This window comes from Alteromonas sp. ABH4_457 (genome assembly GCF_056160625.1).
In genome coordinates, this window is record NZ_JBSWXN010000002.1 from 717,163 (window position 1) to 737,082 (window position 19,920).

Sequence of the window (19,920 nt, forward strand, 5' to 3'; positions counted from 1 at the left end):
CTCCCGTATTTGCACTAAGTGCAAGGGTGTGCTCCCCTTATTCTTATTTTTCACAGAGCTGGAATTATTGTTCAAGGTCTTCCTGACACTTTATCCAAAATCCTATACTGTTGCTTTTTATTATTGTTGTATAGCTGGTGCGCTTTCAGGCAAAGCACCAAACTTGAAGTTGTATACTACAGAACAAATTTCAAAAAACAAGGTGATTTTTACAATTAATTAACAAGCTTTGTATAACAAGTACTTAGTGCAGGCCTGCCAGGTAGTTTGACAGTATTTCGATATCTTCATCTGTAAGTTTCATCGCTATATCCCGCATCATTGCGTTCATATCGTTGGCGCGCTGACCCGCTCTGAAACCTTTCAGCTGTGCGGCTACGTAATCGGTATGTTGACCACTGATATCCGGAAACCCGGCCAGACCCATGCCATTACCATCCGGACCGTGACATGCGCTGCAGGAGGGGATCCCACGTTTCTCATCACCGCCGCGATATAAAGCCTGACCCGCAGCAACATAATTTTCTGGCGTTTCGCCGGCTTTTGCTTCCTGAGAGGCAAAATAGGCGGCTAAGTCAGCCATGTCCTGTTCGGAGAGAGGTGCTGCCATACCATTCATGACTGCGTTGTTCCGACCTTCCTGACCACCGGTCTGAGAAGCCAGTTTGAACTCTTTTAGTTGTTTTTGCAGATACCCTGCATGCTGGCCGGCGATCTTCGGATTCATAGGAATCATAGAGTTACCGTCCATTCCGTGGCAAGCTGCGCACACGGCCGATTTCGCTTTACCGGCTTCAGGGTCGCCTGCCGCCATGGCATTTGTGGTGAAACCTAACGTCATACAAACAACTAAACACAGTTTTTTCATAACTAATCTCTACAAAGGACCAAACGGCTTCGACGATATACGTGATATCATTGTATTTTACACATTTAGCACGCCAGAAAAACCTATTCCATAATAAAACTATGGTTTTATAACCGTTTTCTGACAGGTGTCAAATAAATTAAAATTAAATGCAAAGTATAGACGGATATTCAACATGTCGTATTACACAAAAGCTAAGTTTCTGATGAGCGCGCCTGATATCCGCCATCTAAAGCAGGATGAGGGCATAGAAGTCGCCTTTGCCGGCCGTTCAAACGCCGGAAAATCAAGCGCGTTAAATACACTGACAAGACAAAAGAACCTGGCGAGGACCAGTAAAACACCGGGCCGGACCCAGCTTATCAATATCTTCGAACTTGATGAAACCCGCAGGCTGGTTGACTTGCCGGGCTACGGCTTTGCGCAGGTTCCTATTGCAATGAAAAAGAAGTGGCAGGCCTCGCTGGGTGAGTATCTGCAAAAGCGGAAGAGCTTGCGGGGACTGGTCGTCATGATGGATATCCGTCACCCGTTTAAAGATCTCGATCAGGATCTTATTTACTGGGCTGTTGATGCAGGGTTACCTGTTCTCGCACTTCTAACCAAAGCGGATAAGTTAAAATCTGGTAAACGAAAAGAAGCATTTATGTTTGCCAGAGATGCGGCACTTGCCTTTAACGGGGATGTTACTGTTCAGGCATTCTCGTCTTTATCAAAGATTGGTGTCAGCGAAGCGGCTGCTGTTCTGGATAAGTGGTTTGAACTGAATGAGGAAGAGGACGCTTAGGCGTTATTTGGTTTTCTTGTAGCTGAAAGAAAAATCCCCGACCAAAGTGGCCGGGGAAAAGGACTGAGAGAAAACACATAAAAACCGAAGATATAGAGTGCCCCTTAAGCCGGTTAGTTCAAATTAATTGAAAAAAAATAGAAGTTTTTTTGAGATTTATTTTATTTTCCAATAAAAACAATTGCTTGGGTGCTTTCGGAATGGCTTTTCTAAGGGCATAAAAAAACCCCGGTAAAACTACCGGGGTTAAAGCAAAGGTTTGAAAACAGCTTTCTCACCTCTGTACCCTACATCCATTAGGGTACAACAGAATGCTGAAAAGGCAAGTGAAATTGTAATAAAATTACCAAATATCGGTGATTGTCACGATAAATACGCTAAATGCTGTAATCTACTTACTGTTTTAGTGTGCCTCGTCCCAATTTTCTCCCGTACCGGCTTCAACCTGTAAAGGAACTGACAGGGCGGCAGCCTGTTCCATCAGGGCTACAATGCTGGCAACGCGTTCTTCCACCACTTCTTCTTTAATTTCAAAAACCAGCTCATCGTGAACCTGCATCATCATAAATACGTCCCTGGCGGCTTCTTTTTGGATCCACTCATCAACACGCAGCATTGCCAGTTTGATGATGTCAGCCGCTGTACCCTGCATAGGAGCATTAATTGCCGCACGTTCTGCACCTTTCCGGCGGGCACCGTTACTTGCTTTAATGTCAGGCAGATACAGTCTGCGCCCGAATACCGTTTCAACATAGCCGGTTTCTTTCGCGTGCTCACGGGTTTTATCCATATAGCGCAGTACGCCCGGATAACGTTCAAAATACAAATCCATGTATTTTTGTGCGTCGTTACGGGGAATATTCAGTTGTCTGGACAAACCAAAAGCTGACATGCCGTATATCAGTCCGAAGTTGATAGCTTTCGCGCTGCGGCGCTGATCTGCAGTTACTTCCTCAAGAGGCACTGAAAATACTTCAGACGCTGTGGCCTTATGTATGTCTTTGCCCTGCGAGAATGCATCAAGCAAACCCTGATCTTCAGAAAGATGAGCCATAATACGCAGCTCTATTTGAGAGTAATCCGCGGCGACAATCTTATAACCGTCCCGTGGCACGAACGCTTGCCGTACTCTGCGGCCTTCTTCAGTGCGGATAGGGATGTTCTGCAGGTTAGGATCTGTGGAAGACAACCGTCCCGTTGCGGTGACTGCCTGATGATAAGACGTATGCACACGGCCTGTACGGTGATTGATCATCTTTGGCAGCTTGTCTGTGTAAGTATTTTTAAGCTTTGTCAGACCACGGTATTCCATGATCATTTTAGGAATAGGGTAGTCCAGCGCCAGTTCCTGTAATACTTCTTCCGACGTAGACGGGGCGCCTTTGGGCGTTTTCTTGATCACAGGCAAAGACAATTTCTCAAACAGAATCTGTTGCAGCTGTTTAGTTGAACCTAAGTTAAATGTTTCACCCGCGGCTTCATGCACACTGGCTTCCAGTTCAGTTATACGCTTAGCCAGATCCTGGCTTTGCTGATTCAGCTTTTGTGAATCTATCAGCACGCCCAGCTGTTCCATCCTGGACAGTACGCTGGCCAGTGGCACTTCGACATCCAGTAATAAATTTTTCAGTGGTTCGTGCTGTTCCAGCCGGCGCCAGATTTCTTCATGCAACCTTAAAGTAACGTCTGCATCTTCGGCGGCATAGGGGGCGGCCTCGTTCAAATCAATCTGATTAAAGGTAAGTTGCTTCGCTCCCTTACCGGCAATCTCTTCAAAGTGGATTGTTTTGTGATTCAGGTACGCCATCGCCAGTGAGTCCATGTCATGGCGGGTTGCCGTGCTGTTAAGCACGTAAGACTCAAGCATGGTGTCAAAAGCAATGCCCTGTAAATTGATGTCGTAATTGGCCAGGACGTTTTTGTCGTACTTCAGATGCTGGCCAACCTTTTTAACTGAATCTGACTCCAGCAACGGCTTTAATGCACCAAGCACGTAATCACGGTCAAGTTGCTCCGGTGCATCAGGATAGTCATGTGCTACCGGTACGTAAGCGGCTTCTCCGGGTGCTGTACTGAAAGATACACCAACAATTTCAGCTTCCATATAATCGAGACTGGTGGTCTCAGTATCAAATGCAAAAAGTGGTGCCTGTTTCAGCTTCTTCAGCCAGTTTTCAAAAGCAGCTTTATCTGTAACGGTTTCGTATTTGCTTTTGTCGATGTCTGATAGTGCAGGAGTGTCGTCTTCACCGGTACTTTCGTCAGTTTTTGCGCTGGTAGCAGATTCCTCTGCGGCTGATTCGGATGAGACTTCAGAAAACCAGCGCTTAAATTCATATTCGGCAAACAGGGCGGCAAGCTTTGTATTATCAGCTTCCAAAGGCACCAGTGTTTCCGGCTGGAAATCCATCTCAACATCCAGCTTTATTGTTGCCAGATCATAAGATAACCGCGCCTGCTCTTCATACTCACGCATTTTATCAGCCATGGTTTTGCTGCCACGGAATGAAAGGCCTGCGATAGCGTCCAGATTCTCATAAATGGCTTTAATTCCACCGATCCCGTTCAGCAGTGCCTGTGCACTTTTGTCGCCTACTCCCGGCACGCCCGGAATGTTATCGACTTTGTCCCCTTTAAGGGCCAGAAAATCAATAACCAGCTCTGGAGGAATACCGAATTTTTCCTTAACACCCTCAGTCGTCATGATCTGGTTGTTCATGGTATTGATCAGCGTGACATGCTCATTGACCAGCTGAGCCATATCTTTGTCACCTGTACTGATGAGTGTGTCGATCCCTTTTTCGGTGGCCTGACGTGAAAGGGTTCCGATCACATCATCGGCTTCTACACCTTCTTCCACGATGATCGGCAAGCCCATTGCCCTGATAATGTCATGCAAAGGTGCAATCTGAGATCGTAATTCTTCCGGCATCGGCGGACGGTTTGCCTTGTATTCTTTATACATGTCGTCGCGGAAGGTTTTTCCCTTGGCATCGAAGACTACCGCCATGTGAGTGGGGTTGTACTGACGGATAAGGCTTCTCAGCATGTTGATCACACCGTAAATCGCACCGGTATCCTGACCTTTAGAATTTGTCAGTGGAGGTAAACCATGGAAGGCGCGGAACAGGTAAGAAGATCCATCAACCAGAATAAAGGGAGGAGTTTTGTTTTCAGACATAAGGAAACTTAAATTGCAGGCATTAGTAAAGTGAGCAGAATGCCACAGGCCGCCTGTTAAAGCCATATAACCGTCTGCGGAGCTGTTCGATCCACAAAAGCGGATCGCCTGTGGATAACTTTGTGATCAAAATAAAAAGAAGTTGGATCGGGCACACAGATCTGATACGGCAAAAAAATCCGTAGATCTTTATATATAAGGTTTTGCAGGAATTCGAAGAGATGTCATTACCTTGACGAATTCTTCCCTGATAGTGTGGATAACTTGGTGAATTAAGAATTTGTTGTTTAACCAAGTTGGTCAGTTAATGTAGCATACTGATAACAAACAGTGACAGCAGAGTTTGATAATTTTTGTATAGTTTTTGTTTGTTTTTTAATCGCAAATGGCATAACGCCTGCTGTGTCTGGCTTGCAGAGCAAAGGAGAGTGAAACGTGAAAAAAGTAGCAGTGATTTTAAGTGGAAGTGGTGTATTCGACGGCACTGAATTACATGAAGCAGTGATTACTTTATTGGCGATTCGCAGCAATGGCGCTGAATATCAATGTTTCGCACCGGATGTCATGCAAATGCATGTGGTAAATCATCTTACCGGTGAAGTGGCTGAAAACGAACAGCGTAATGTGCTGGTTGAATCTGCCCGTATCGCCAGAGGGGAAATTAAACCTGTTACCGAATGTCAGCCTGACAACTTTGACGCCATCATCTTGCCAGGTGGTTTTGGTGCGGCCAAGAATCTGTGTACATTTGCAGTTGATGGTGCAGACTGCTCTGTGAATGAAGATGTACTCGCTGTATGCAGAGCATTTGCAGAGGCGGGCAAACCGGCCGGTTACGCTTGTATTGCTCCGGCACTGGCAGCAGCTGTTTATGGCAGTCAGCGTAAGGTGACCATTGGCAATGATGAAGGTGCTGCCGCAGGTATTAATGCACTGGGTGCTGTTCACGTTGACTGTGCAGTAGATGAGATTGTAATTGATACCGACGCCAAACTGGTAACCACGCCTGCTTATATGCTCGCCGGGGACATCCTTGAAGCAAAGGCGGGGATTGACAAAATGGTCGAAACTGTACTGGCAATGAATTAAAACCTCCCCGCAAGGCGGGGAGTATCGGCGAATGGGACTTTCCCTTTCGCCCTTGTCACCGCATAATGTCAGCTATTGGGGTAGTACACACAACCATGCCTGGCATGGGAAAAAAACAATAAGGTTCAACGGCACATGCACTATCGTGCAATCGTAAGGATTCTCGGATTACTTGTTGCATTGTTCAGCGTGACAATGATCCCACCGGCACTGATATCGCTGATGTTTGAAGATGGAAGCGGCTTGCCTTTCATCATTGCATTCCTGCTTTGTGTGGGCACGGGCATGATGATGTGGTATCCGAACCGCTATCACCGCAAAGAACTGCGTGCGAAAGAAGGATTTCTTATCGTAGTCCTGTTCTGGACAGTACTGGCAAGCTTCGGTGCGATTCCGTTTATCTTGCTTGAACAGCCCAGCATGACCGTGACCGACGCATTTTTTGAATCTTTTTCCGGTCTCACTACCACGGGCGCCACCGTGATAGAAGGTATAGAGTTTCTACCCCATTCAATTCAATTCTATCGTCAGCAATTACAGTGGCTGGGCGGTATGGGTATCATTGTACTGGCGGTGGCTATCCTGCCAATTCTGGGGGTCGGGGGCATGCAGTTGTACCGTGCAGAAACGCCGGGTCCTGTGAAAGATTCCAAGATGACACCCCGTATAGCCGATACTGCCAAGCATCTCTGGTATATTTATTTATCCCTAACCATTGCCTGCATGGTGGCTTACTGGCTGGCCGGTATGGACTGGTTTGATGCGATATGTCATTCCTTCGCCACCGTCGCGATAGGTGGTTTCTCGACCCATGATGCCAGCCTGGGCTATTTCGATAGTCCCATGGTGAATGTGATTTGTTCTGTCTTTCTGCTGATTGCGGCACTGAATTTCTCTTTGCATTACGCAGCAGTAAGTTCCCGTTCCCTGAAAGGGTATTTACGGGATCCGGAATTTAAGGCATTTCTGTTTATTCAGTTTACGCTGATCATGATTTGCTTTCTGGTGCTTACATTATCCGGCTATTACACCTCTGCAGAGGAAGCGCTGGATCAGGCTATGATTCAGGCGGTGTCTATCAGTACCACTGCCGGTTTTGCCACCACTGACTTCTCATCCTGGCCGGCGTTCCTGCCTATTTTGCTGATATTCTCCAGTTTTATCGGCGGCTGTGCGTCCTCAACAGGCGGTGGTCTGAAAGTCGTACGGGTACTGTTATTGTTCCTGCAGGGTAAACGTGAAGTTGACCGCCTCATTCATCCTAAAGCTGTCTATTCGGTAAAGCTGGGCGAAAGAGCGATGCCTGACAGGGTGGTAGAGGCTGTGTGGGGATTCTTTTCTGCTTATGCCATTGTGTTTGTGGTGATCATGATTGGTATGATTGCTACGGGTCTGGATAACATTTCTGCTTTTACGGCGACCGCTGCATCATTGAATAACCTTGGCCCCGGACTGGGCAGCGTAGCGGGTACTTATTCCGAGGTGAGTGACGGCGGTAAATGGCTGCTGGTACTGGCTATGGTATTCGGGCGGCTGGAAGTATTCTCACTGCTGGTATTGTTTTCACCTACGTTCTGGCGCAGCTGACGCAAACACACTGCGCGGAACGTGGTATCAGTAGATCACTAGTTATCAGCCGAAGAAGAATGCGCTTGGCTGGAACAGCTTCTCTACATCATTGATGTATTTCTTATCTACCAGAAAAAGAATCACGTGATCGTTGGCTTCTATCTTCGTATCACTGTGAGCAATGATTACCGTATCTTCCCTGACGACAGCTCCGATTGTTGTGCCGGGCGGTAATTTGATATTGCCGATTTCACGGCCCACCACTTTTGAAGTGTTTTCGTCACCGTGGGCAATGGCTTCTATGGCCTCTGCGGCACCACGGCGCAGAGAATATACGTTAACGATATCACCGCGTCGAATATGGGTAAGCAATGCGGAAATCGTAGCCTGCTGGGGTGAGAATGCAATATCAATTTCACCTCCCTGTACCAGGTCCACATAAGCACTGCGCTGGATAAGCACCATGGCCTTTTGTGCACCCATACGCTTAGCCAGCATCGCTGACATGATGTTTGCTTCATCATCGTTGGTGACAGCAATAAAGGCATCTACCTGATCGATACTCTCTTCATTCAGTAATTCAGGATCAGAGGCATCACCACAAAATACGATGGTTTTATCCAGATTCGCAGATAAATACTGTGCGCGTTCAGGGCTGAATTCAATCAGCTTCACGTTGTGTTTGTGCTCGAGACGTTTTGCCAGGCCAGCACCGATAAGACCGCCGCCGGCAATCATAATGCGTTTGTAGCTGGATTCCAGTTTCTGCAGTTCACTCATTACCGCACGGATATGTTTGGTGGCAGCAATGAAGAATACTTCATCATCAGCCTCTATCACCGTCGTGCCCAGCGGGCGGATTGGACGGCCGCGACGGTAAATTGCCGCAACACGGGTTTCCACGTTGGGCATATGTTCTTTCAGGGCTGATAAGGCGTGTCCAACCAGCAGACCGCCATAGTAGGCTTTAACCGCAACAAGGCTCGCTTTACCTTCGGCAAATTCCACCACCTGAAGCGCACCGGGATAATCAATAAGACGTTTAATTGCAGTGGTTACCAACTGCTCAGGCGCAATGATGTGATCCACAGGAATGTTATTTTCCTGGTACAACTGTTCCTGATAAATGATGTATTGCTCACTGCGAACGCGGGCAATTTTAGTCGGGGTTTTAAACAGACTGTATGCAACCTGACAGGCAAGCATGTTACTTTCATCGCTATTTGTAACAGCGATCAGCATATCGGCGTCTTCAGCGCCGGCTTTTTTGAGAATATCAGGGTGGGAACCCACGCCTTCGACTACCTGAAGATCAAGGCGGTCCTGAAGGGCTCGCAGTATAGAGGGATCTGAATCAATTACTGTGATCTCGTTCTTTTCACCAACCAGGTTTTCTGCCAGAGTACCGCCAACCTGTCCCGCGCCAAGAATGATGATTTTCATTGATGTAATTCAGACTCTTACTAGTTTAATGAGAAGACTTTATCAGTCTCGCGTAATAGAAACCATCCATTTGTTCCTCACCGGTTGCTATTTGCCGGCCCGGGAAATCTCTGCTTTCACCCTCACAAAGCTCAGACAATTCCGCATCTGTAGTACGTGCCAGGAATTGCTTTATTTGTTCACGGTTCTCGTCAGGCAGAATGGAACAGGTGGCGTACAGCAAGGTGCCACCCGGCTTCAACAATGACCACATAACATCGAGAATTTCCGACTGCAATGCACCAAGTGCTGCAATATCAGCCGGCTTTCTCAGCCAGCGAATGTCAGGATGACGACGGATAACGCCGGTTGCAGAGCAGGGCGCATCCAGCAGAATGCGATCGAATAATTTCCCGTCCCACCATTGATCGGGACGCAATGCATCACCGGTTTTAATTTCAGGATGATGCTTTAACCGCGTCATATTCTCTTTAACCCGCTCAAGGCGTATTGCATCGCTGTCGATCGCAATACAGCGGGCCAGTTCAGGCTGAACTTCAAACAGATGACCGGTTTTGCCGCCCGGAGCAGCACAACAATCCAGTATGGTTTCACCGGGTTGCGGGTCCAGGTAAGGTGCGGCAAGCTGAGCTGCGCCATCTTGCACCGCAAACCAGCCTTTGTCGTAACCCGGCAGTGCAGTAATGTCGCTGCGGGTGATAAGTCTTACCGCCTGAGGGTGGGAAGCCACTGTTTCAAACGGGATGTTCATTTCAGTCAGGGCATCACAAAAGGTTTCACGTGAAACCTGGCACGTATTCACCCTTAACCAGATAGGCGCCTGATCATTGGTTTGTTCAATAATGCGGTCGGCCACCTGTGGGTAAGCATCCTGAATGCGTTTAAATAGCCATTTGGGTAATCCGCTTGTAATAATGGGATCGTCTACCGGCTTATCTGCCAGCCCCTGACGTTCGAAGTTACGCAGGATAGCGTTAACCAGTCCCTTTAAAGACATACCACCCAAATAAGAAGCAGCATTCACTGTTTCGCTTACTGCTGCGTGAGATGATACCCGGCTGAAAGCCAGTTGATAGAGACCAAGCAGCATCAGGTGCTCCAGGATCTTCTTATTCCCTTTCAGAGGCTTATCGAGTAATCCCCGCAACCAGAATTGGAGAACTGGTAGTTGACGCATGACACCCAGCGACATTTCCTGAATCCAGGCGTTATCCTTTCCGTGATGCCGGCGTTGTACTTTAGCAAGACATTCTCTGCTGGATTTGCCGTTTTCCAGGATCTGAAAAATTACCCAGGCAGTATCGGCGCGTAAATTCTTTTGTCTTGGAAGGGGAACCGGCTGAACCGAAGCCATTATGCTTCTCCGCCAACCAGTTTACCGGCCACAAACCATTGCTGCCGTGCATTCACAACATCGCCTGCCGGCAACGCTTTTTTGCCGGGGATTTGTAGTTGGGTGATGATTAAATCTTTCGTGGCAGTGGCAATAACGATACCGTGTTTACTGGCACTTACCACTGTGCCCGGTTGTTGTGTTGACGTATTGTCGCTCACATGTGCAGACCATACTTTCACGTTATCCTTGCCGATTTGCATCCACGCCACCGGCCAGGGATTAAACGCACGGATGTTTCTTTCAATTTGCTCTGCGCTGTCCTGCCAGTCGATAAGAGCCTCTTCTTTACTGAGCTTCTTCGCGTAGGAGGCCAGATTATCATCCTGCTTTTCTGCTTTTGCAGTATAGCTTTCCAAATCGTTCAGCACGTTAACCAGAGCCTCAGGCCCCAGCTTCGCAAGCTTATCGTAGAGCGTGGCACTGGTATCTTCCGGTTCAACAGGCAGCCTGGCAATATGCAACATATCGCCGGTATCTAAGCCAACATCCATTTGCATAATGGTCACGCCGGTTTCTTCATCGCCTGCCCACAAAGAGCGTTGAATAGGTGCCGCTCCGCGCCATTTCGGTAAAATAGAGCCATGTACGTTTATGCAGCCTGAGCGGGGCATATCCAGAACAGCCTGCGGCAGTAACAAACCATAAGCCACTACTACCATCACATCAGCGTTCAACTCATTCAGCGTTTCCTGAGTTTCCCGTGCTTTTAAAGAAGCAGGCTGATAAACATCGATGCCATTTTCTTCAGCTAATACTTTTACAGGGCTGGGCGTCAGCTTTTTGCCCCGTCCGGCAGGACGGTCAGGTTGCGTATAAACAGCAATAACCTCATGCTCAGAACCGAGCAGGGCGCGTAAATGGTCGGCAGCAAAATCCGGCGTACCGGCAAAAATGATTCGTAGTGGTGTGGTCACAAATAGTCCTAGGCCTTAGCAGCCAGTCTTGCTTCTTTTTCTAACTTCTTCCGGATACGCTGGCGTTTCAGCGGTGACAGGTAATCAATAAACAATTTACCTTTCAGATGATCCAGTTCGTGCTGAATACAGATAGCCAGCAGACCGTCAGCTTCAAGCTCAAAAGGATTCCCTTCACCGTCCAGTGCTTTAACAGTCACCCGTTCTGCACGGTCTACTTTGGCGTAATTACCGGGTACCGATAAACAGCCTTCCTCACTGATGGTGGAACCATCTTTCGCTGTGATTTCAGGGTTCACGAATACTCTGGGCGTATCCTGATTTTCAGATACATCCATCACTACAACCTGTACATGTCTGTCTACCTGCGTGGCGGCAAGGCCGATGCCTTTCTCATCGCGCATGGTTTCGAACATGTCCGAGATCAGTTGCTTAATTTCTTCATCTACTGACTCAACGGGCTTCGCTACGGTACGTAGGCGTTCGTCAGGAAAACTTAATACGTCTAAAATTGCCATCTGTCGTTCTGCTTCGCTTGCGTGTATGAATTAATATACGATCCAATAGCCAGCGCTATTTACACATTGGTTTCTGATACTATTCTATCGTATAACGGTAACTGCCGTGCAGTTTTTTGCTGGAAATAGCGGATACATGGCCGATATAGAGTCAATGTCGAAAATTTCAACAGGAGTGGTTGGAGCAAACATGACAACCGGATTGATTAGAAAGCGCTTTGCCGCTGCCCTGACCGCAGTGACAGTGATCTTAAGCTGCCTTACAGGGTTAGCTCAGGCAGTCACGTTAAAAGAAGATGCCCCGCAAACCTATACAGTGAAACGCAATGATACGTTATGGGATATTGCCAGCCTGTTTCTGGACAAGCCCTGGCTATGGCCGGAGCTGTGGCGTAACAATACTCAAATTATCAATCCTCATTTGATTTACCCCGGCGACGTTCTTGTAATACGTATTGTCGACGGTCAGCCGGTACTGGTAGTTCAGCGGGATAAAAAACACATCACCCTCGGACCGTCCCTGCGTAAACAAAATAAGCCTGACCCCATCAGTATGTTGCCCTGGTCCGTTATTGCTCCTTACATCAATCAAAATGAATTACTGGATGAAGAGGTCTATGAAAAGCTGCCCCATATTCTCGGTAATCAAACCGGCGATATCCGTTTTGTTACCGACGATTTAGTGATCAGCCGGAGTTACGGCCGATCTTCAGATCAGTATCGTGTAGTCCGCAGACAATCTACTATTGAAAACCTGGACGGAGAGATCCTCGGGATTCAGGTTCATCATGTTGCTGATGCCAATATGATTGACGATACCGTGCCGTTCCAGTGGCTGGTCAAAGTCACCAAATCAAACTTTGAAGCAGCCCGTGGCGACCGGCTGTATGACGGAGATTTCACAGACCGGCAGGATCTCGTGCTGCAGGCTGCAACGCCTGAACAGCGGGGTTTTGTGGTAGGAAACCTTCATCAGCATCAGTTGCTGGGTAAAGACGATGTGGTCATTGTAGATTTAGGTTCTGAGCAAGTGTCTCCCGGCACTGTGATGGGACTTTATTCTCAGGGGCCAGATATTATTGACGGTGAATTACCCAAATACGCTGGCGAAAATAATGCCATGTACAGCGTGTTTAACGATGGCAGCACGGTGCATCAGCCGGCCATTAAAATCGGCGAAATCGTCATTTTCAAAACATTTGATAAAGCCAGCTACGGCATCATTACCCGTGCCAGAGAACTGGTGAAGACGGGCGCTATTGTCGCTAATCCTTAACCAGGATAACCCATACCGTAGCTGAGGGGCTGCGGTATGCGGAAAAATCATCAAAACACTTCAATACATTCCTGGCTGACACTGGCATCAGTGCCGGCCATGACTACAGCGAAATGGAATGCGCTACTCAATAAATATAGCATTTCAGCCCGGGCCTTTCTCCATTCCGATGAGTGGATGACAAATCCTGACCATCCTCTTACTTCTGAACAGCTGGCACAGATTCGCCAGTTACGGACATCTGCAAATGACAAGCTTCATGAACAGGCTTATCGCTGGCTGGACAGAGACCCGGCGAATCAGATCATTACCCGGGACATGCCGGACTGGCCATCAGGGTTCAGTAGTCTGACATCACCACCATTACTCTTGTTTGCCAGAGGGAATACTTCACGTCTTGGCGATCCGCAGATTGCGGTTGTCGGCAGCAGAATGGCTACCCGGGCAGGTCTTTCAAATGCTGCATTATTTGCCTCACAGCTGGCCGCTGCCGGCGTCACTGTGACCAGCGGCCTTGCCAGCGGAATTGATGCCGCAGCCCATAAGGCTGCCAATGCCATAGAGGGCAGAACGGTAGCCTTTCTGGGAAGCGGGCCGGATGTTATCTATCCCCGCCGGAACATTCATCTGGCAGAGGAAATCGTCAGTCATAATGGATTGCTCGTGTCTGAGTTTTCACCCGGCACACCACCGAAGCGTCATCACTTTCCTGGCAGAAACCGCTTAATCGCTGCCATTTCAGCCGGTACGCTGGTGGTCGAAGCAACAATAAAGAGTGGTACCTTGATAACTGCCAATCTGGCCGCAGATCTGGGACGCGAAGTGTTCGCTGTGCCGGGCAATATCGCAAATGTGCAGACAGAAGGTTGTCATGCACTTATTCAGCAAGGTGCTAAACTTGTGGTAACTGCAGACCACATCCTGGAGGAATTTAACCATCTTGCCAGATCGCCCGTTGCTGCCGCAGCTGAGCAACAACAAAAAAGTGAAGATCAAAACTTGGCAACCGATAAATTATTAGATAGTGTGGACTTTGATGTAACTGGCGTTGACATCATTGCCGAACGCAGCGCACTGCCTGTATCAGCGGTTATGGCGGCATTATTAGAATATGAACTGCGTGGTCTCGTAACCCCCGTTCCCGGTGGTTACGTCAAATTGAGGGGGAAATAAACCATGTTCGACATCCTCATGTATCTGTTTGAGAACTTCATTCATAGCGAAACGGAAATCCGCGTCGATCAGGACGAACTGACGGATGAGTTAATACGCGCTGGCTTTCATCATGATGAAATCTATAAGGCGTTAGCATGGCTGGAGAAACTGGCTGCGCTCCAGGAAACGGATAACAAGCCGTATTTCTGTCAGCGTATATCATCTGGCGTCAGCCGCATTTATACCCAGGAAGAGCAAATGCGTCTGGATGTGGAGTGCCAGGGATTCCTGCTGTTTTTAGAGCAGGTTGGTGTACTCGACGCTTCTACACGTGAAATGGTTATCGACAGAGTGATGGAAATAGACTCTCCTGAGTTCTGTCTTGAAGATTTAAAATGGGTCGTGTTGATGGTGTTATTCAACGTGCCCGGTAAAGAGAATGCGTATGCACAGATGGAAGATCTTCTGTTTGAAGAATCTGATGGTACGCTGCATTAATCAGGAGTAGTACCGGCATGGTCCCCGGGATGCCTCCTGAATTTGTGCTCTAAGGTATCAGGGGTTCATGTCAAAAATAGATCATTCCTTATTCAGTGCTCATGAGCATGCGCTTGAGCACGCCTTCGGTGACTGCCCGGAATGCGGCAGTCATCTTCAAATCCGAAATAGCAAGAGTGGCCCTTTCCTTGGGTGTACGGCTTATCCCGAATGTCATTTCAGTAAGCCGTTACACGATCAACAAACCACAACGTTAAAAGAAATCGCCGGCACGATGTGTCCCGACTGCGGTAGTACGATGGCCATTAAAAAAGGTCGCTACGGTATGTTTATTGGCTGTACAAATTTTCCTGAATGTCATCATATTGAGCCGGTAAAACAGCAGGAGGACACGCAGATCATTTGTCCCCAATGTAATACCGGACACATCATTGAGCGCACAAATAAATACGGAAAGCGCTTTTATGCGTGCAATCATTATCCTCAATGCAAGTATGTGGTAAATTTCCCGCCCGTTCCGGGTAGCTGTCCAGATTGTGGCTGGGGCCTTTTGATCAATAAAAAAGGCAAAGTGTGCTGCCCGCAAGTTAAATGCGATTATCAGGCAGAGCCCGAAAATGAGTAATGAACAACAGATTGACCCTGTAAAAGAAGCGTTTGAACAGGGAGCGTTAATTGTTTATCCCACCGAAGCGGTAATGGGGATAGGGTGCGACCCTGATAATGAGCTGGCGGTTCACAAACTATTACAACTGAAGCAACGTCCGGTTGAAAAAGGCATGATCCTTATTGCTGATACCTATTCCCGTTTGCTGCCTTACGTTAATGACAATGCTGTTCCTCCTGATCGCAGAGCGCAAATTTTCTCATCATGGCCCGGGCCGAATACCTGGCTTTTGCCGAAGTCCAAAACAGCGCCCGGTTGGATCACAGGTTCTCACGAAAAAATAGCGGTTCGGGTGACAACACATCCGGTAGTGAAAGCATTGTGTGAAAAGCTGGGCAAGCCTCTGGTTTCTACCAGCGCCAATCCTTCCGGTGAAGAACCTGCAAGAACACAGGGTGAAGCAAGAGCATACTTTGCAGACAGTGTTATCTACATTGACGGCGATGTGGGCGGACTGGACAGGCCCAGTACAATCCGGGATTGCGATTCCGGCCGGGTGATCAGAGATTAAAAAATGCAAACAATGAATATTGAAGACACAAACAAGGCAATAGAAAAAGTTAAAGCTTTCCTGCTGGCCTTGCAGGATAACATCTGTCAGACACTGGAGCTGGTTGACGGCAAAGGTCAGTTCGTAGAAGACTGCTGGGAAAGAGAATTGGGGGGCGGTGGCCGCTCAAGAGTGCTTAAAAACGGCGCGGTGATAGAGCAGGGCGGTGTCAATTTCAGTCACGTGTTCGGCGGAGCCATGCCGGCTTCAGCAACTGCATCACGTCCTGAGCTGGCCGGCAGAAGTTTTCAGGCAATGGGGGTGTCTCTGGTTATTCATCCCCACAACCCCTATGTACCCACCTCTCATGCCAATGTGCGTTTTTTTATTGCTGAAAAGCCGGGAGAGACACCCATCTGGTGGTTTGGTGGTGGCTTTGACCTCACGCCTTTCTATCCCTTTAAAGAAGATGTTCAGCACTGGCACGACACCGCTAAAAAGTGCTGTGCTCCTTTTGGTGATGATATTTATGCCAGATATAAGAAATGGTGTGATGACTATTTTTATCTGAAACATCGTGACGAAACCCGTGGCGTTGGCGGTCTCTTTTTTGATGACCTTAATGAATGGGGATTTGATAAAAGCTTCGAATTTATGCAGTCAGTAGGTAATGGCTATCTGGACGCATATGTTCCGGTCGTTGAACGCCGTAAAGGCATGTCTTACTCAGAACGTGAACGCCAATTTCAGCTTTATCGTCGCGGACGTTATGTCGAGTTCAATCTGGTGTATGACCGCGGCACGTTGTTCGGGTTACAAACCGGTGGCCGTACAGAGTCCATTCTGATGTCCATGCCGCCCCTTGCCCGCTGGGAATATGGCTTCGAAGCGCCCGCAGGCAGCGCTGAAGCGAAGCTGGCTAACTGGCTGAAACCCACAGACTGGTAAGCTCTGCTTATCCTGACTATTGATTCAGATCAATGGTCAGGAAGCTGATTTTAAAACCATTTTTTTCTGTTGTTCCAGATCAACATTTTGATTCTCCTAAGGCGTACAGTACGCACATCAACGTTAAACACACGAGAGAATCGAAATGAAAACAACCACTCTGGCTACTGTTATCCTCGCAGCCCTCATTGCTGCTCCTGCCGCTCAAGCATATGAAAAAGGCGACTGGGTTGTACGTGGCGGTCTTACAACGGTTGCACCTGACGACGAAACATCCACCATTATTGCCGGTGGTGCAGATTTAGGCGTAGATTTGTCGGTTGATAACGATACCCAACTGGGTCTGAATGTTGCGTATTTCATAACCGACAATATCAATATCGAATTACTCGCAGCGACACCATTCAGCCATGACGTCAGTTTTGGTGTGTCTGACCCGCTGGGCACAGGTGATAAGCTGGGAGAAGTGACACACTTACCCCCTACATTAACCGTTAATTACTACTTCAATGATCCCGCGGCAGTGTTCCAGCCTTATATCGGTGCGGGTCTGAACTATACATTCATTTTTGACGAGGAATTCACTTCAGCTAACGGGGATGCAGGACTGACAGATTTAGATCTGGATAACTCCTTTGGTGTTTCTGCACAAATCGGTGCGGATTACATGCTGAATAACGACTGGCACATTAATGCGTCGGTAAGGTGGATTGATATTGATACCGAAGCCACCTTCAATGTGGGTGAAGCTCAGGGAAGCGTAAACGATATTCAGATTGATCCCTGGGTTTACACTATTTCTGTAGGTTACACATTCTGAGCATCTGACATTTAGTTTCCATGCGTTTTTCGCACTTGCCTTTTGCCCTCCTTATCCGGAGGGCTTTTTTATTGTTCCGTATTAATCATATGTTCTGCGAGTTGATCCAGTGCTTCCAGTAACTTCTCTGCAAGAGCAATGTCGTGAACCGATTGCAACATTGCCTTTCGCATGCAATACATCCATTGACGCTTCAGTGCAGGTGTCACAGCAAAACCAAGGTGTCTGGCACGCAAGCGGGGATGACCAAATTGCTTTTCAAACTCATTGGGACCGCCAAGCCACATGGTTAAATAAAGAAAAAAGACATGTCTTATTCTGTCCATTGGTTGCGGATGTATTGCAAGTAACTCTTCAGCCATAGGATCTTGTTCCATGATGTCATAGAATCGGTTGGCAATAAGTTTTACCGTTTCTTCTCCCCCGATTGCTTCATAGGGTGTGGAGGGGGTTGTGTCTGAAGACGTTTTCTTTGATTTGTTTAATAAGCTAAAGAGACCCATGAAAAAATTCGCTGTATTTGGAAACCCGATTTCTCAGAGTTTATCACCTGCAATTCATCATATGTTTGCTGATTTAACCGGGGAGACCATTCAATATGAAAAGATTGAAGCGCCCATTGAAGGTTTCGAAGATACAGTTACGAATTTTTTTGCTGATGAGCGGGCTTTGGGATGTAATGTTACAGTCCCGTTCAAGGAAAGAGCGTTCAAATTAAGTGAAGCAAATTGTAATGAAGAGGCGGCAACCGCAAAAGCCGTTAATACCCTGCATAAAGTAGACGGCTGCCTGAATGGTTATACGACTGACGGCATGGGACTGGTTGCGGACTTACTCAGTACAATAGGAACTTTAAGCGGAAAGCGTATTTTACTTATTGGTGCCGGTGGCGCTACCCGCGGTGTAGCAGGGCCATTATTGAGAGAAAATCCGGAGTCATTATTTATTGCTAACCGTACTTTTGCCAAAGCACAGGCGATTGTGTCAGATATAGCAAACCCTAAGTTTGAAGCGATAACGGCTGACGAGCTCGTCAGCGTTGAAGCCCATATTATTATTAATTGCACGTCAGCGAGTTTGACGGGCGATCTGCCAGTTGTGTCCGACAGTATGTTCGGTAAATGCGAGTTGGCTTACGACATGGTATACAGTAGTCAGCCAACACGCTTTATGCAGTATGCTGCTGAGAAAGGGGCTGCAGGAACCAAAGACGGATTTGGTATGCTGGTGGAACAGGCAGCTGCAGCATTCACCATCTGGACAGGTAAAAGGCCGGAGACTGCCGGTGTTATTCAGAAACTTCGTCCTTAAACGGTAGTTCAGATTCAGCCTTGTGTAAGGTATTCATCTTTCAGCCGGACATAGTTGTCTGCCGAAATCTTAAGAAAGGCCTGTTCACTCTCTTTGAGCGGGCGCTTTTTCACCATTGGATTGCCTACATATAAGTAGCCACTCTCAAGGCGCTTGTTTGGCGGGACTAATGTACCTGCTCCGATAAACACATCATCTTCTACAACAGCACCATCCATCACAATGGCACCCATACCGACGAGTATACGGTTGCCCAGTGTGCATCCGTGAAGCATGCATTTATGTCCTATCGTTACATCATCACCAATAATTAGTGGGTTACCTTCAGGATTACCGGCAGATTTCCTGGTGACGTGAAGCACTGAACCGTCCTGAACATTTGTGCGGTCGCCTATCTTTATATAATTAACATCGCCTCTGGCTGCAACCAGTGGCCATATACTTGAATCTGATCCTATAGCGATATCTCCGACAAGCACGCTTGAGTCATCGATATAACAGTTATCAGCAATAGAAGGGGAAACAGAATTGTACTTTCTGACAGGCATAGTAAAGCTCTCATAATCAATAATAACGGTACTATACCCGTGTGATCGCTCGCTTTATAGGCGTGAAAGTATAAGAAATAAGCGTTCAGATGAATTGTTTCAGTTTTTTGAAAATAACCGTTGACGTGCGAACTGAACTCCCTATAATGCGCACCACTTCGACGGGGAACGTCACTGACAGACACCGCGAAGTGCTTATAGAATAAGGCTTAGGGCTAAATTCAATAAGCAGTTTTCAGAAGCAACTATTCGAAATTAAATTCAAAAAGTTGTTGACACTGAAAACGAAGCGCGTAGAATGCGCGTCCCGCTTCAGGGAGAAACACTGAAGCAGCTAAGAAAATTCTTAGCATTGTTCTTTAAAAATTTATAACAAGACAATCTGTGTGGGCACTCGTTAAGAGTGTCAACCGACGATTCATAAAAGTTTTTCGATATATTT

19 protein-coding genes are annotated in these 19,920 nt (G+C 47.4%); 11 read left to right on the plus strand and 8 right to left on the minus strand.

Annotated features, from left to right (window positions below; translation table 11 throughout):
• Window positions 1-244: 244 nt before the first annotated feature.
• Window positions 245-868, minus strand: a complete 624-nt coding sequence (locus ACXAGR_RS06365; RefSeq protein ID WP_474848772.1) for a c-type cytochrome — start codon at window positions 866-868, stop codon at window positions 245-247.
• A gap of 175 nt (window positions 869-1,043) precedes the next feature.
• Between ACXAGR_RS06365 and yihA the strand changes: the two genes are divergently transcribed.
• A complete protein-coding gene (gene yihA / locus ACXAGR_RS06370; protein WP_119499436.1) occupies window positions 1,044-1,655 on the plus strand; it encodes a ribosome biogenesis GTP-binding protein YihA/YsxC in 612 nt (203 codons plus the stop codon).
• Window positions 1,656-2,058: 403 nt separating this feature from the next.
• On the opposite strand, the gene polA is transcribed toward yihA, so the two are convergent.
• Window positions 2,059-4,836 carry a DNA polymerase I gene (gene polA, locus ACXAGR_RS06375; protein WP_474848774.1) on the minus strand — a complete coding sequence of 926 codons (2,778 nt, stop codon included), beginning with the start codon at window positions 4,834-4,836 and terminating at the stop codon, window positions 2,059-2,061.
• Between the two features lie 435 nt (window positions 4,837-5,271).
• Here polA and elbB point away from each other — a divergent pair, with 435 nt between their 5' ends.
• A complete protein-coding gene (gene elbB / locus ACXAGR_RS06380) occupies window positions 5,272-5,925 on the plus strand; it encodes an isoprenoid biosynthesis glyoxalase ElbB (RefSeq protein ID WP_474848776.1) in 654 nt (217 codons plus the stop codon).
• 135 nt (window positions 5,926-6,060) lie between these two features.
• Complete coding sequence (locus ACXAGR_RS06385) at window positions 6,061-7,512, plus strand: TrkH family potassium uptake protein (RefSeq protein WP_119499438.1); 1,452 nt, start codon at window positions 6,061-6,063, stop codon at window positions 7,510-7,512.
• Window positions 7,513-7,557: 45 nt separating this feature from the next.
• Here the strand turns inward: ACXAGR_RS06385 and trkA are convergent, their stop codons facing one another.
• From trkA to def, 4 genes are read right to left on the minus strand one after another with little or no spacing between them, the layout of a single operon-like run.
• A complete protein-coding gene (gene trkA, locus ACXAGR_RS06390) occupies window positions 7,558-8,937 on the minus strand; it encodes a Trk system potassium transporter TrkA (RefSeq protein ID WP_474848778.1) in 1,380 nt (459 codons plus the stop codon).
• A 25-nt stretch (window positions 8,938-8,962) separates the two neighbouring features.
• Entirely contained in the window at window positions 8,963-10,291 is a 1,329-nt protein-coding gene (rsmB, locus tag ACXAGR_RS06395) for a 16S rRNA (cytosine(967)-C(5))-methyltransferase RsmB (RefSeq protein WP_474848780.1), read from the minus strand.
• Window positions 10,291-11,247, minus strand: a complete 957-nt coding sequence (gene fmt, locus ACXAGR_RS06400; protein WP_474848782.1) for a methionyl-tRNA formyltransferase — start codon at window positions 11,245-11,247, stop codon at window positions 10,291-10,293. The genes rsmB and fmt overlap by 1 nt, the downstream gene beginning before the upstream one ends.
• Before the next feature lie 8 nt (window positions 11,248-11,255).
• The gene (gene def / locus ACXAGR_RS06405; RefSeq protein ID WP_119499442.1) at window positions 11,256-11,765 is read right to left on the minus strand and encodes a peptide deformylase; all 510 of its coding nucleotides are present in this window, start codon (window positions 11,763-11,765) and stop codon (window positions 11,256-11,258) included.
• A gap of 106 nt (window positions 11,766-11,871) precedes the next feature.
• On the opposite strand from def, the gene ACXAGR_RS06410 reads away from it, so the two are divergent.
• From ACXAGR_RS06410 to ACXAGR_RS06440, 7 genes are all read left to right on the plus strand, one after another.
• Window positions 11,872-13,041, plus strand: coding sequence for a LysM peptidoglycan-binding domain-containing protein (locus tag ACXAGR_RS06410; protein WP_474848784.1), 1,170 nt, complete (start codon window positions 11,872-11,874; stop codon window positions 13,039-13,041).
• Window positions 13,042-13,077: 36 nt separating this feature from the next.
• Window positions 13,078-14,214: a DNA-processing protein DprA gene (gene dprA / locus ACXAGR_RS06415; protein ID WP_474848786.1), complete on the plus strand. Its 1,137-nt coding sequence runs from the start codon at window positions 13,078-13,080 to the stop codon at window positions 14,212-14,214.
• A gap of 3 nt (window positions 14,215-14,217) precedes the next feature.
• Window positions 14,218-14,694 (plus strand): DUF494 family protein, encoded by a 477-nt coding sequence (locus ACXAGR_RS06420; RefSeq protein WP_119499443.1) that lies wholly within the window; start codon window positions 14,218-14,220, stop codon window positions 14,692-14,694.
• Window positions 14,695-14,761: 67 nt separating this feature from the next.
• On the plus strand, window positions 14,762-15,319 hold the full coding sequence (locus ACXAGR_RS06425; RefSeq protein ID WP_474848788.1) for a DNA topoisomerase family protein: 558 nt from the start codon (window positions 14,762-14,764) through the stop codon (window positions 15,317-15,319).
• The gene (tsaC, locus tag ACXAGR_RS06430; RefSeq protein WP_474842351.1) at window positions 15,312-15,872 is read left to right on the plus strand and encodes an L-threonylcarbamoyladenylate synthase type 1 TsaC; all 561 of its coding nucleotides are present in this window, start codon (window positions 15,312-15,314) and stop codon (window positions 15,870-15,872) included. The genes ACXAGR_RS06425 and tsaC overlap by 8 nt, the downstream gene beginning before the upstream one ends.
• A gap of 3 nt (window positions 15,873-15,875) precedes the next feature.
• Window positions 15,876-16,799 (plus strand): oxygen-dependent coproporphyrinogen oxidase, encoded by a 924-nt coding sequence (hemF, locus tag ACXAGR_RS06435; RefSeq protein WP_474848790.1) that lies wholly within the window; start codon window positions 15,876-15,878, stop codon window positions 16,797-16,799.
• 145 nt (window positions 16,800-16,944) lie between these two features.
• Window positions 16,945-17,619 (plus strand): OmpW/AlkL family protein, encoded by a 675-nt coding sequence (locus tag ACXAGR_RS06440; protein ID WP_474848792.1) that lies wholly within the window; start codon window positions 16,945-16,947, stop codon window positions 17,617-17,619.
• 68 nt (window positions 17,620-17,687) lie between these two features.
• Here the strand turns inward: ACXAGR_RS06440 and ACXAGR_RS06445 are convergent, their stop codons facing one another.
• On the minus strand, window positions 17,688-18,122 hold the full coding sequence (locus ACXAGR_RS06445) for a group II truncated hemoglobin (protein ID WP_474848794.1): 435 nt from the start codon (window positions 18,120-18,122) through the stop codon (window positions 17,688-17,690).
• On the opposite strand from ACXAGR_RS06445, the gene aroE reads away from it, so the two are divergent.
• Entirely contained in the window at window positions 18,121-18,930 is an 810-nt protein-coding gene (aroE, locus tag ACXAGR_RS06450; RefSeq protein WP_474848796.1) for a shikimate dehydrogenase, read from the plus strand. The genes ACXAGR_RS06445 and aroE overlap by 2 nt on opposite strands.
• Window positions 18,931-18,944: 14 nt before the next feature.
• Here aroE and ACXAGR_RS06455 read toward each other — a convergent pair whose 3' ends face one another.
• Complete coding sequence (locus tag ACXAGR_RS06455; protein WP_474848798.1) at window positions 18,945-19,478, minus strand: gamma carbonic anhydrase family protein; 534 nt, start codon at window positions 19,476-19,478, stop codon at window positions 18,945-18,947.
• Window positions 19,479-19,920: the final 442 nt, after the last annotated feature.